The sequence below is a fragment of the Bacillus sp. AFS029637 genome, assembly GCF_002584985.1.
In the GTDB taxonomy this organism is placed as follows: Bacteria; Bacillota; Bacilli; order Bacillales; family Bacillaceae_G; genus Bacillus_A.
Genome location: NZ_NUPZ01000032.1, coordinates 21,798 through 34,473 on the forward strand (window position 1 = coordinate 21,798; position 12,676 = coordinate 34,473).

The 12,676-nt window shown below is 37.2% G+C and carries 10 protein-coding genes and 2 pseudogenes; 9 read left to right on the forward strand and 3 right to left on the reverse strand.

Annotated elements, in window-relative coordinates; genetic code table 11:
* The first annotated feature begins 42 nt into the window (after positions 1-42).
* From menB to COE49_RS17035, 9 genes and pseudogenes are all read left to right on the forward strand, one after another.
* Complete coding sequence (menB, locus tag COE49_RS16990) at positions 43-861, forward strand: 1,4-dihydroxy-2-naphthoyl-CoA synthase (RefSeq protein WP_000963892.1); 819 nt, start codon at positions 43-45, stop codon at positions 859-861.
* A 492-nt stretch (positions 862-1,353) separates the two neighbouring features.
* Entirely contained in the window at positions 1,354-2,799 is a 1,446-nt protein-coding gene (locus tag COE49_RS17005) for an o-succinylbenzoate--CoA ligase (RefSeq protein ID WP_141524781.1), read from the forward strand.
* Positions 2,800-3,906 carry an o-succinylbenzoate synthase gene (gene menC, locus COE49_RS17010; RefSeq protein ID WP_098253017.1) on the forward strand — a complete coding sequence of 369 codons (1,107 nt, stop codon included), beginning with the start codon at positions 2,800-2,802 and terminating at the stop codon, positions 3,904-3,906.
* Between the two features lie 207 nt (positions 3,907-4,113).
* On the forward strand, positions 4,114-4,812 hold the full coding sequence (locus COE49_RS17015) for a response regulator transcription factor (RefSeq protein WP_088232889.1): 699 nt from the start codon (positions 4,114-4,116) through the stop codon (positions 4,810-4,812).
* Positions 4,805-5,911 (forward strand): HAMP domain-containing sensor histidine kinase, encoded by a 1,107-nt coding sequence (locus COE49_RS17020; protein WP_098253016.1) that lies wholly within the window; start codon positions 4,805-4,807, stop codon positions 5,909-5,911. Before COE49_RS17015 ends, COE49_RS17020 begins: the two co-directional genes overlap by 8 nt.
* 82 nt (positions 5,912-5,993) lie before the next feature.
* On the forward strand, positions 5,994-6,854 hold the full coding sequence (locus tag COE49_RS17025) for a M15 family metallopeptidase (protein WP_088232887.1): 861 nt from the start codon (positions 5,994-5,996) through the stop codon (positions 6,852-6,854).
* 278 nt (positions 6,855-7,132) lie between these two features.
* Positions 7,133-7,327: pseudogene (locus COE49_RS17030) on the forward strand (sugar kinase); the annotation flags it as partial.
* Positions 7,328-7,348: 21 nt separating this feature from the next.
* Positions 7,349-7,453: pseudogene (locus COE49_RS27325) on the forward strand (GntR family transcriptional regulator); the annotation flags it as partial.
* A 213-nt stretch (positions 7,454-7,666) separates the two neighbouring features.
* A complete protein-coding gene (locus tag COE49_RS17035; RefSeq protein WP_088232886.1) occupies positions 7,667-7,858 on the forward strand; it encodes a YjcZ family sporulation protein in 192 nt (63 codons plus the stop codon).
* Positions 7,859-7,911: 53 nt separating this feature from the next.
* On the opposite strand, the gene COE49_RS17040 is transcribed toward COE49_RS17035, so the two are convergent.
* From COE49_RS17040 to COE49_RS17050, 3 genes are read right to left on the reverse strand one after another with little or no spacing between them, the layout of a single operon-like run.
* Entirely contained in the window at positions 7,912-9,891 is a 1,980-nt protein-coding gene (locus COE49_RS17040) for an FtsX-like permease family protein (protein ID WP_098253015.1), read from the reverse strand.
* Complete coding sequence (locus tag COE49_RS17045) at positions 9,888-10,640, reverse strand: ABC transporter ATP-binding protein (RefSeq protein WP_000393250.1); 753 nt, start codon at positions 10,638-10,640, stop codon at positions 9,888-9,890. The genes COE49_RS17040 and COE49_RS17045 overlap by 4 nt, the downstream gene beginning before the upstream one ends.
* Positions 10,641-10,660: 20 nt before the next feature.
* Positions 10,661-12,616: an FtsX-like permease family protein gene (locus tag COE49_RS17050; RefSeq protein ID WP_088232884.1), complete on the reverse strand. Its 1,956-nt coding sequence runs from the start codon at positions 12,614-12,616 to the stop codon at positions 10,661-10,663.
* Between the last annotated feature and the right edge of the window lie 60 nt (positions 12,617-12,676).

Below are 12,676 nucleotides of genomic sequence, written 5' to 3' on the forward strand. Positions count from 1 at the left end.
CACTTATAGAGGAGATCAGAAATATACAAGGAGGTAATAGTAATGGCTATTGAATGGGTAACAGAAGGCAATTATGAAGATATTATTTATTCAACATACAATGGTATCGCAAAGATTTCGATTAACCGCCCTGAAGTACATAACGCATTCCGTCCTAAAACGGTAATGGAGTTAATCAATGCTTTTGCACACGCTCGTGATGATGCAAATGTTGGCGTTATCATTTTAACAGGAGAAGGTGGACGTGCATTCTGTTCTGGCGGCGACCAAAAAGTTCGCGGTCATGGCGGATATGTAGGTGACGACCAAATCCCACGTCTAAACGTATTAGACTTACAACGTCTAATTCGCGCAATTCCTAAACCAGTTATCGCAATGGTAGCAGGTTATGCAATCGGTGGAGGACACGTACTTCATATCGTATGTGACTTAACAATCGCTGCAGACAACGCTGTATTCGGACAAACAGGTCCTAAAGTAGGAAGCTTTGACGGTGGATACGGAGCTGGTTACTTAGCTCGTATGGTAGGCCACAAGAAAGCTCGTGAAATTTGGTACCTATGCCGTCAATACAACGCACAAGAAGCGCTTGATATGGGCTTAGTAAACACAGTAGTACCATTAGAAGAACTTGAAGCAGAAACAGTACAATGGGCACAAGAAATTTTAGCAAACAGCCCAATGGCACTTCGCTTCCTAAAAGCTGCATTCAACGCAGACACAGACGGTCTAGCTGGTATTCAACAACTAGCTGGAGATGCAACGTTATTGTACTACACAACTGACGAAGCAAAAGAAGGCCGCGACGCGTTCAAAGAAAAACGCAGTCCGGACTTCGGTCAATTCCCTCGTTTCCCTTGATCAAACCAAAAGCGGAGCCGACTGTTTAGCCCCGTTGGCTAAGGTTCTTTCGCACAGAAAGTGTTTTTTACTTTCTCGTGCGGAAGGTTCTTAGACGGAAGGGGCTAGGAGGCGCAGCTGGATGAAACCAAAAGCGGAAGCGGCTCGTTTAGAATGTGAGGGGGATGGAGCTTCTGACAAAGAGGCGCTTTTTGCCTCGTAGGAAGAAGCGAAGCCACCGAACATTCTAGCCGCTGTAGCTGGATGAAATCAAAAGCGGAAGCGGCTCGCTTAGAACAAGAGGGCGTTGGAACTCCTGACGTAGAGGCGCTTTTTGCCTCGTAGGAAGGCGTGAAACGACCGACTGTTCTAGCCGCTGTAGCTGGATGAGACCAAAAGCGGAAGCGGCTCGCCTACAAAGTGAGACGCCACCGACGATCAAACCGGAAACAAAACAACTAAGAGACTTGATGTCATATCAGGTCTCTTTCTTTCATGAAAGGAGAATGGATGATGACGACGATGCCAAATTGGTTAAAGCAGCGTGCATTTTTAACACCAGATCGCACTGCAATTGAAATAGAGGAAGAGAAAGTTACTTTTATGCAGCTGCATGAAAAAGTAGTATCTGTTTGTGCGCACCTCCCGCATGTAGGAGTGAAGCGTGGGCAAAAGGTGGCTGTTCTGATGAAAAATGGTATGGAGATGATTACAGTTATTCACGCCCTATCTTACGTAGGTGCAGTAGCTGTACTTTTAAATACGCGTCTTTCAAGAGAAGAGCTACTTTGGCAAATGGATGATGCTGAAGTTGTTTGTTTAGTGACGGATCAACATTTTGATGCTAAAGATGTTCCCGTCTATCCATTCGCCGAGGTGATGAATGGATCGAAGGCGGAAGCATCTATACAAGAAGAATTCGTTTTAGAAGAAGCGATGACAATTATTTATACGTCTGGGACGACAGGAAAACCGAAAGGCGTTATTTTAACGTACGGAAATCACTGGGCAAGTGCAGTCGGTTCATCGTTTAACTTAGGACTTCGCGATGATGATTGCTGGTTAGCTTGTATGCCGATGTTCCACGTTGGCGGATTATCTCTTTTAATGAAAAATATTATGTACGGTATGCGTATTTTACTCGTTCCGAAATACGATGCTAATTTTATTCATAAAGCACTTCAAACGAGGGGCGTTACGATTATTTCTGTCGTTTCTAAAATGTTAACTGATTTATTAGAGAGACTTGGAGAAGGGACATATCCATCTTCTTTACGATGCATGTTACTTGGCGGAGGACCAGCGCCGAAACCGTTATTAGAAACGTGTGTAGAAAAAGGAATTCCTGTTTATCAAACGTACGGCATGACAGAAACATCATCGCAAATTTGTACGTTATCAGCAGATTACATGTTAACGAAAGTAGGGTCAGCTGGAAAGCCACTATTTCAGTGCCAACTTCGTATTGAAAAAGACGGTGTAGTAGTGCCGCCGTTTGCGGAAGGCGAAATCGTAGTAAAGGGACCAAACGTAACAGGCGGTTACTTTAACCGTGAAGATGCGACGCGCGAGACTATTCAAAACGGATGGCTTCATACTGGTGACCTCGGTTATTTAGACGAAGAAGGATTTTTATACGTATTAGATCGCCGCAGCGATTTAATTATTTCTGGCGGAGAAAATATATATCCGGCTCAAATTGAAGAAGTGTTGCTTTCTCATCCCGCGGTAGCGGAAGCTGGTGTTGTCGGTATGGGTGATGAAAGATGGGGACAAGTACCGGCTGCTTTTATTGTCAAAAGCGGAGAGGTAACAGAAGAAGAGATACTTCATTTTTGCGACGAGAAGTTAGCGAAATATAAAGTGCCGAAGAAAGCATGCTTCTTAGAGGAATTACCACGAAATGCTTCGAAGAAATTGTTAAGACGAGAGTTAAGACAATTAGTGGAGGAGATGTAAGTGGAAATAAAAAAAGCGACCCTTTATATAACAGAAATGCCACTCGTCATCCCGTTTGCTGCAAGCTATGGGACTTATGAAAAACGTGAGAGTATCGTTATTGAATTAGAAGATACGGACGGGTACATTGGATTTGGCGAAGTTGTTGCATTCTCTGAACCGTGGTATACGGAAGAAACAGTGAAGACAGCGCTACATGTACTTGAGGATTTTTTATTACCGGATTTATTGAAAGCTGAAATTTCTCATCCAAATGAAATACCAGATTTGTTCCAGTATATAAAGAGAAACCGAATGGCAAAAGCGGGAATGGAAGGAGCTGTTTGGGATTTATATGCAAAGCGTCAAAAGAAGTCATTAGCGACATTACTTGGGGGAACGAAGCCAAAAATTGAAGTTGGTGTTGTGATCGGGATCAATACGATTCCGGTTATGTTACAGCAAATAGAAAAGTACGCAGAAGAAGGATACGAGCGTTTTAAAGTAAAAATCAAGCCAGAGCATGACTACGAGTTATTGAAAGAAATTCGTAAAGAGTTCCCGCACATCCCGTTAATGGCTGATGCAAATTCAGCGTATACATTAGCGGATGCGGAGAAGCTAAAACGACTAGATGAATTTCAATTAATGATGATTGAACAACCGTTAGCGGATCACGATTTTCTTGATCATGCACAGTTGCAAAAGAAAATTGAAACGCCGATTTGTTTAGACGAAAGCATCCATAGTTTAGAAGATGCGCGCGTTGCAATTACGCTTGGCAGTTGCCAAATCGTGAATATTAAGCCAGGACGAGTGGGCGGATTAACTGAGTCGGTTCAAATTCATAATTATTGTATGGAGCATAACATCCCCGTTTGGTGCGGCGGTATGGTGGAGATGGGGATTTCACGAGCGCAAAACGTTGCCCTCGCCTCGTTGCCGAATTTTACAATTCCAGGAGATATATCTGCTTCTAGTAGACATTGGGAGAAGGATATTATTTCGCCGGAAGTGATGCTTGAGGGCGGAAAAGTGATTGTACCGCAAAGTATGGATACTGAGTATGAAGTAGACCGCGGGAGACTGGCGGAAATAACGAAGCAACGGATTATTTTGGAGCGGTAGGGACTTCGTCGTTAATTGTCGGTAAGTCGATATTCCTTGTCGAAACGTCGATATATTAAAAAAATCGTTGATATAATTTAACTTACGATCGATATAATTCTATTTATCAAGGCTACTCAAACGGGTAGCCTTTTCGTATTGTACAAATTGGATAGACTAGTTTACAATCGAGCATATAAAAATGGAACGAGAAACAGGGGGAGTAAAATGAAGCACATTTCAATCTTGATAGCTGATGATGAGGCAGAAATTGCTGATTTAATTGAGATACATTTAGAAAAAGAAGGATATCATGTTGTGAAAGCAGCTGATGGAGAAGAGGCGATTCGAATTATTCAGTCTCAGCCAATCGACTTAGTTGTTTTAGATATTATGATGCCGAAAATGGATGGCTATGAGGTTACGCGTCAAATTCGCGCTAAATATCATATGCCAATCATTTTCTTAAGCGCGAAAACATCTGATTTCGATAAGGTGACAGGGCTTGTACTAGGTGCGGATGATTATATGACGAAGCCTTTTACACCAATTGAATTAGTTGCGCGTGTAAATGCACAACTGCGTAGATTTCTTACGCTAAATCAATCGAAAGTAGAAGAAAGTAAATCTGCTTTAGCAATAGGCGGAGTCGTTATTGATCCTGAGCGAAGAACAGTAAATGTGTACGGAGAACAAGTTGAATTAACACCGAAAGAGTTTGATATTTTATATTTATTAGCGAGTTACCCGAAGAAAGTGTACAATGTGGAAAATATTTTTCATCACGTATGGGCAGATGATTATTATGAAGGCGGAAATACAGTGATGGTACATATTCGTACGTTGCGGAAAAAACTTGGGGAAGATAAAAGAAAGGATAAATTAATAAAAACAGTGTGGGGGGTAGGTTATACTTTTAATGGATAAAAAGATGAGAAGTTTTCGTTCGAAGATGGTTATGCTATTCGCGTTAAGTATGATATTAGCTGGTGGCGTAACATATATAATTTATGAAGGGTTACGGATTTATTATAAATCAGAAGTTCTTTATGAGGATCGTTTAGCCGAAGTGCGTTTTATGATAAGACAAATTGGGGATGTTAATTTCTTTTTAATTATTTTCATCCCTCTATCCATTATGTTTTTCTTCTTTCTTACAAAACCGTATTTAAAATATTTTAATGAGATTTCAAGCGGGATCCATCATCTTGCGAATGGAGATTTTACAAATCAAGTGCGCGTTTCATCGAATGATGAGTTTGGATATATCGCACGTGAAATAAACGTAGCGAGTGAAAAATTAAAGGAAGCAGTGGAACGAGGAGACTTTGCAGAAAGTAGTAAAGATCAGCTTATTGTTAACTTAGCTCATGATTTAAGAACACCGTTAACATCTGTTTTAGGTTATTTAGATTTAATTCTTAAAGATGAGAATTTGACGAAGGAACAAATTGAACATTTTTCCAAGATTGCTTATACGAAATCACAAAGGCTGGAAAGTTTAATAGATGAGCTATTTGAAATTACACGTATGAATTATAGTATGTTGAAATTAAATAAACAACCGATTGATGTAGGTGAGCTGCTTATGCAGCTAGACGAAGAATTGTATCCGTCACTAGAGAAACATCATTTAGAAGCTAGATTGAATATTGATCCCCATTTACCGATTAACGGTGATGGGAAATTACTAGCAAGGGTATTTGAAAATCTTTTAACGAATGCGATTCGTTACGGATATGATGGACAGTTTGTTGATATGAACGGATATATGGACCAAGAAGAGGTAGTAGTACAAATTATCAATTACGGAGATAGCATTCCAGAAGATGATTTACCGTTTCTTTTTGATATGTTTTATACAGGTGATAAAGCGAGAACAGAGAACCGTGGCGGGACAGGTTTGGGACTATTTATTGCAAAAAATATCATCGAGCAACATAACGGGACAATCTCTGCTGAAAGTAATGTAGTTAGAACGATATTTGAAGTGAGATTGCCAAAAGATGAGAACTTAACAATTTAATAAAAATTTAAACTTTACCCCACTTTTTATTTTAATAGTTTTTTCTATTCTATACGTAAGTTACGTTAAGGAGGAACTAGAAATGAAAAAGTGGGTATTTGTTTTTCTTTTTATAGCATGCACAGTATGTGTAGGCTTTTATATATCACCGTTATTTCAAAAGAAAATTGATGTGAAAATCGGCGGGAAAGATAGTACGGTAAAGGCTGTAAATACGGAAAAGATAGAGATTACAGAAGAACAAATTTATAAAGGGGATCTATTATTAGTTAACAAAGATTACCCAGTAAAAAAAGATAGTATCAGGTCTGATATTATAAATGTAAATCATAATAGTGAATTAGTAAGAGGCTATGTAATATTTGATAGAAACCTTCGTTTATCAAAGGATGTTGTGAAAAAGTTTTTGAACGTTGTCGATGCAGCTGGGAAAGATGGAATACAGCATTTCTTAATGAGTAGCGGGTATCGAAATTTTAAAGAACAAAGTAAATTATATAAAGAAAGGGGATCTGATTATGCACTCCCAGCAGGATACAGTGAGCATAATTTAGGGTTATCACTGGACGTTGGGTCTACTCAAATGAAAATGGAGAAAGCTCCTGAAGGAAAATGGATTGAAGAGAACGTGTGGAAGCACGGCTTTGTATTACGCTATCCGAAAAATAAAAGTAACATTACAGGCATACAATATGAGCCTTGGCACATTCGTTATGTCGGCTTACCACATAGCGCAATTATGCAAAAGAAGAAAATTACGTTAGAGGAATATTTGGACTTCTTAAAAGAGAAAAAAGAAATTTCAACGAATGTAGAAGGTAAGAAATACACGGTTTCTTATCATAAAGTTTCTGGGAACATGAAAGTGAATGTTCCAGTAAATAAGCAGTATGAAATTTCGGGGAACAATATGGACGGGGTTATTGTGACGGTTCAGGAATAGTGAAAAAATATCTGAGGTAGATAGATTGTTGTATTCTACACTACATATTATTAATAATTACCTCAAGATATTGTTAGATGGATGCTAGTATGTTTAAAGTTCATTTTATCCCGCTATTTGTGGATATTCCGATTGGTGAGGGCTAATAATCAGTGGAGGATGAATCCCCGCTGATTAAAGTTTCACTTTATTTAAGGGGAGACCATGTATACCCCATACATCGGTTATTTAGCTTGATAGACATTGTAGTTGAAAATAATAAAATCGCTGAGGTGACGAAAGCTGGTGCTGGGGATACTTATACGAGCGGGGTTATTCATGGCGAGATAGAAGAGTTTGCACCAGAGAAAGCTGTTTCATTTGCGTCAGCAACTGGAATGCTTGCACATACAATCGTCGGTGATACGCCAATGTCATCAGAGAAAGATATACTTCGGGCAATGATGGCATCAGTAGGTGATGTAGAAAGGTAGTGGGTGTAACGGTGAACGTAACGAGGTATACATTTAGAAAACTTTAGAGATGAAGTTGGCGAAGTAATTGAATATAGTGAAGGCTACTACAATACAGAAATGCAGCATTATGTAGTGAATTACGATAAAGAGGAAGCAAATGCTTCCTCTTTTTTTGCGGAAATCTATAGGAAAGGAGTATCGATTTTTACTTTTACGAATGAAGCTCAATTTCTAAAACAAGCCCGTTTTTAGATGAGCCAAGCTTCCTATTCGCCCTGAAAACATAATATAAATGGAATCCCCTCATTTAGAGCAAGGTGAACTTGTTATGAATGATACTAAAGGAGGAATAGAGTAATGAGCGAAAAGTGTGAACACAGACATGATGATTGTCACCGTAGACATGGTTGTGGAGGCGGTTTTGCGCTTCTAATCGTATTGTTTATTTTATTAATCATTATCGGTGCTAGCTGCTTCGGCGGTGGCGGTGGTTGTGGTTACGGCGGTTATGGTGGATATGGCGGCGGCTATGGTGGATACTGCTGCTAATTATTAAAAACTATTGAAAATGGCTTTGTGCGTATTGCACAAGGCCATTTTATTCATATTTTTATATGCTGTGATAATTTATTAATGTACAGAGAACGGATTAAGAAGAAGAAAATAATCTCGATAATCCCGAACAAAGTAAGTATAATCACTAATTCCTTTAATAAAGAGAAAGAGAACATGCTTTGTAAAAACTGAATCGCAAATATTGTATGAACACCAGCAACGATATAAGGAATGAAAAATAAAATTCCTAATTGAATCGTTGCAGAACGAAACATTTCCGATTCTGTTAAGCCAAGTTTTGTAATTGTAATGTACTTTTGTTTTTCAGTCGTTAAATCATTATACATACGGAAGTATAAAACACTAGCTGCCCCGATAAAGAACATAAAGCCAAGAAATGTCCAAATAAAGAAAGTAGCAATTGAATTTCCTTTACTGTAGTTTAGATAATCAGTAGCTGTATGAATATTAAATGGAGTGTTAGGAGCCGATTCTATATCTTTATATGCCTTATAGAAGCTATCCGCATCATTACTAATATGTTTTAACATATTTTTTGTCGGAACAATTGCATCTTCCCAGTTTTCAACGAAGTAGTTATAAACTGTGGTCGTTTCAATATGAGGAATCACATTATTAAATGCATAATCTTGTACAACAATTATATGTGGGAATGCATAGGCTGGTTCGATCCCTTTATTAATAAATCCTTTAATATGAAATTCTTTTTTATTTGATCCGAGTGTAATTGTATTTTGTTTTGCAAATGGATTGGATACAAGGTTTAATAGTTCTGGCGAGTACCGAGAAATAATATAAACTTGTGTAGAATCAAGGGTTATTTCCGGCCTCTGTAATTGTTTCGCAAGTGTGTTATAGTCACTCATTTTCATAAGAGTAATGTCTTCTTTTAAAGCTGTATCTTGTAACACTGTGAACTTATGCTTATTGTATTGAAAATTAGCATTTGTAAGCTCCGTTTCAATTGTAGTAATGTGCTTTTGTTCAAATGAATTTTCACCTTTGGACGTATAGGTGAAGGGGAAAGGATATCGTTCTAATGTCGATGCTTTCGTATTATTATTAGCAGCAAATAGCCCAATGATAATTGTGAATGCAAGTGCTGACAACATAGAAACGATAAAGAGCACATTAATATTACTACGCGTACGGCTAGCTAAATCTGAAATCCATAACATGTTTATTTGTTTCATATAAAACTTTCTCCGCTTTTTTAAGATAAAGATAAAGAGGAGAAATGTTTGTGAAAAGAATAAATATGTCCCGACTACTACGAGCGGTAAAATAGATAATATAATAAAGGCTACCGATCCATTCCGTACATTTTTTTCTGTTACGTAGCCTTGCGGATAACCAGCAATATAATAGCACAGTCCTAAACAAATTAAGGCAAATAATGAAATGAGTATAGACGGCCTTTTTTCGTCTTTTTCATTTTTATTATTTTTAATTAATCGAGTTGTTTTACGAGTACGAATGAACATCGGTGTAAATGTAGAAACGATGAAAAATAAAATAATAAATGTTACTGTTGTAACGATAATTGCTTCTGTTGGCCAATATAAATAGAGGCCTTTAGCATTTGTTAATTTAGAAGTAACGAGTAAGAAAAGGTTAGAAAATACAAGCCCGCCTTGAATACCAGCAAAAATAGCGAGCATTCCGATAATCATATTTTCAGTAAACAAAAGACGTTTTAATTGTTTTTGAGATATACCGAGAACAGTTAAAACGCCAAATTGCTGTTTCCGGACATTTAAAAATGTTCCAATAGAATATAAGAGAAAGAAGAACGAGAACAAAACGATAACAAACTGTGCCATGCCAGCTAAGTTCATGAGAGGGTCTTGTTCATGTGATTGATTCATAATTTGTAACTGTGGGTGATATGCGTATACAGTAAATGAAAAGAAAACCATGATAGCAAACGCACTACTTACAAAGTAGGCGAAATATGCTTTCGAATTACGCGAGACATTTTTAAATGCGAATTGCCAAAATGTCATCCACGTCTTCCTCCTAATAAGGCTAAAACATCTAATATTTCTTGATAAAATTTCTCACGGTACAATCCGCGGTGTAGTTCATTGTAAAGTTCTCCATCTTTAATGAAAATAACACGGTTACAATAACTTGCTGCAAATGGATCGTGTGTAACCATTAAAATTGTTGCATCTTCTTCTTTGTTTAACTTCGTAAATAGCTCCATTACATCGATGGCTGCTTTTGAGTCCAAGTTTCCTGTCGGTTCATCAGCTAGTAAAAGAGACGGATGATGAATAACAGCACGTGCTACTGCAGTACGCTGTGCTTGTCCTCCTGATACTTCAAAGATACGCTTGTCTAAAATATGATCAATTCCAAGTTTTTTTGAAATGTTATCAAGCTTTTCATCCATTTCTTTTAATGGAACATTATCTAATGTTAAAGGTAGTACGATATTTTCACCGATTGTTAGTGTATCTAGTAGGTTAAAGTTTTGGAAAACAAATCCTAATTCTTGGCGACGGAAAATAGCTAACTTCTCTCTACGAAATGTGTGCGGTTTTTTTCCGTTAATAACGACATCACCAGAAGTAGGAGAATCAATTGTAGAAATAACGTTTAAAAACGTAGATTTACCGCTACCAGATGGCCCCATAATCGCAACGAATTCACCTTTATCTACGTGTAAATTTATATTTTTTAAAGCAGTATGAGGGACCTTCCCCTCATACACTTTTGAGACGTTTTTAATGTGTAATACTTCTTCCATAGTAATCACCTTTCTATTTTCTAAAACTTAATGTGTTGTGATAATTTTTGCATATAAAAGGAACGAATTAAAAGGAAAAATAAAATTTCAACTGTTCCAAAAATCATAAGTACGACTGTAATTTCAGCGAAGAACGAGAGATGTAATATTTCTTGTAGCATCTTTGTCGCAAACATCGTATGGATCGATGCCATAATGTAAGGGACGAAGAATAAAATAGCCAGCTGAATTGTCGCTGAACGTTTCATTTCAGATTCAGTTAAGCCGATTTTCGTGATCGTTATATACTTTTCTTGCTCGTTTGTTAAATCTGTATACATGCGGAAGTAAAGGACACTACCAGCACCGATAAAGAAAATAACGCCAAGGAAGGTTCCGATTAAAAAGAATGAAGCGACATTTAGTTTCGTGTTATATAGAGAGTTACTCGCTTCACTTGCATGGAACGGCGGGTGCTCTGCTTGGATAGCTGCATTGTCGTTAGCGATTTTTGTTATAAATGCTGAACCGATGTTATGTGCTTTTTCCCAATCCATAACTTTGAAGCTATATACACTCATTTGTTTTGAAATAGTTGATAGGGCTTCTACATTTTCATCAGATAGTATGAGCAATTGGTATATTAAGTTATTTGGTAATGGGTTATAACTTTTATATTCTTTCACTTGTAGTTGTAAATTGTTTTGAGTAAGTGTAAGAGTATTTTTCTTTTCGTTATTTTGAAGTGTTCCAAAGACTTGATCATCTAAGTCTTTCATAAGAATATAAGATTCATCCTTATTCAACGTAAGAGTTTCCCAATTTAACGCCTTAGCAAGTACATTATAGTCACTTTGTTTAATGGCATAATAGAGCTGCGGGTTATCTTCAGCTGAAGATACTTCATATATATCCGTTTTAAATTTTGTATACGTAAAGTGCTCTTCATTAAATTTTTGCTCTAACCAGTTTAAATGTTCGTTAGCCAACGTATTTTCAGTATGTGATAAATATGTAAAAGGGAAAGGGTTTTGCCTAATTTCATCAAACTTTGTAAATTTCCCGAATCCATATAAGAATGTAATCATTGTAAAAGCGAGCGTTGATAGCATCGCGACGATAAACAACATATTAATATTTGTTCGAATGCGCGTTGCTAAATCAGAAATCCAAAGCATATTAATTCGTTTCATATAAAATTTTCTTCGCGTTTTTAATATACGAATGAGTAAAAAACTAATCTGTGAAAAGAAAAAATATGTTCCAGCTGCAACGAGTGATGGAATGACCAATATACTAGAGACGGCGTACAAAAGTCCAATTACAGTTCCAAGTGACATGAAATATAACGGATTTGCTGCTAATACGTATCCAGATATTAAACATAGCGCACCAAATAAAGAAATAAGCACGGATGCTTTTCTTTCTTTATGTTGTTTTCCTTCTTTTAAAAGTCGTACAGCTTTTCTCGTGCGGATCAGCATCGGTGTAAAAGACGATACGAGAATAAAGAGACCGAGAAAGATTACAGTTGTTAAAATAATAGCGCCTGTAGGCCAATATAAATATAGACCAGGCACATGCGTAATTTTGGCGGTAACTAATAAAAAGAACTGTGAAAAGACAAGTCCAAGTTGTATGCCAAAAAATATAGAAAGAATACCAATTAACATGTTTTCTAAAAAGACGAGTCTTTTTAATTGTTTTTGGGATATGCCAAGTACTGTTAATATCCCGAACTGTTTTTTTCGTACTTTTAAAAACGTACCAATAGAATAGAGTAAAAAGAAAAATGAAAAGAACACAATGACAACTTCTGAAATTGTCATTAATACGTTCAGAGCATAATTTACGTCTGTCATGTGCAATTTCGGATGAAATAAATAAACTGCAAATGAGAAAAAAATGGCGATGGAAAACGCACTGCTTACAAAATAGGCGAAATAAGCTCTGGCGTTCCTTGTGACGTTTTTAAATGCAAACTGCCAAAATGTCATTCACCTAAACCTCCTAATAGAGTAAAGATGAAAAGAGTATAAGAGATACTCCTTTCATCA